The following is a 584-nucleotide window of genomic DNA, read 5'->3' as shown; positions in this document are numbered from 1 at the left end:
CTGCGTGAAGTGAAAGAGCTGACCGAGCGCAACGGTTTCGCCGGCTACCCGGTGGTTACCGAAGAAAACGAGCTGGTTGGCATCATCACCGGCCGCGACGTGCGTTTCGTCACCGATCTGAACCAGCCGGTCAGCGTCTACATGACGCCGAAAGAGCGTCTGGTCACCGTTCGTGAAGGCGAAAGCCGTGAAGTGGTCTTCGCTAAGATGCACGAAAAACGCGTTGAGAAAGCGCTGGTCGTGGATGAGAGCTTCCACCTGCGCGGCATGATCACCGTCAAAGACTTCCAGAAAGCAGAACGTAAACCGAACGCCTGTAAAGATGAGCAGGGCCGTCTGCGCGTAGGCGCGGCGGTCGGCGCTGGTGCCGGCAACGAAGAGCGCGTAGACGCGTTGGTAGCGGCAGGCGTTGACGTTCTGCTGATCGACTCCTCGCACGGTCACTCAGAAGGCGTTCTGCAGCGTATCCGTGAAACGCGCGCGAAATATCCTGACCTGCAGATCATCGGCGGCAACGTCGCCACTGGCGCAGGCGCACGCGCGCTGGCGGAAGCCGGCTGCAGCGCGGTGAAAGTGGGCATCGG

Annotated in this window: 1 protein-coding gene; it reads left to right on the top strand. The window is 61.1% G+C overall.

The features are described 5' to 3' along the window. On the top strand, positions 1 to 584 hold a 584-nt coding region (locus FQK12_RS27835), incomplete at both ends, for an IMP dehydrogenase (protein WP_261393166.1).

The organism is Klebsiella sp. ME-303 (assembly GCF_007910085.1).
Taxonomy (GTDB): domain Bacteria; phylum Pseudomonadota; class Gammaproteobacteria; order Enterobacterales; family Enterobacteriaceae; genus Klebsiella; species Klebsiella michiganensis.
The sequence above is the reverse complement of the archived record's forward strand: the minus strand, read 5'-3'. Positions and strand labels throughout refer to the sequence as shown.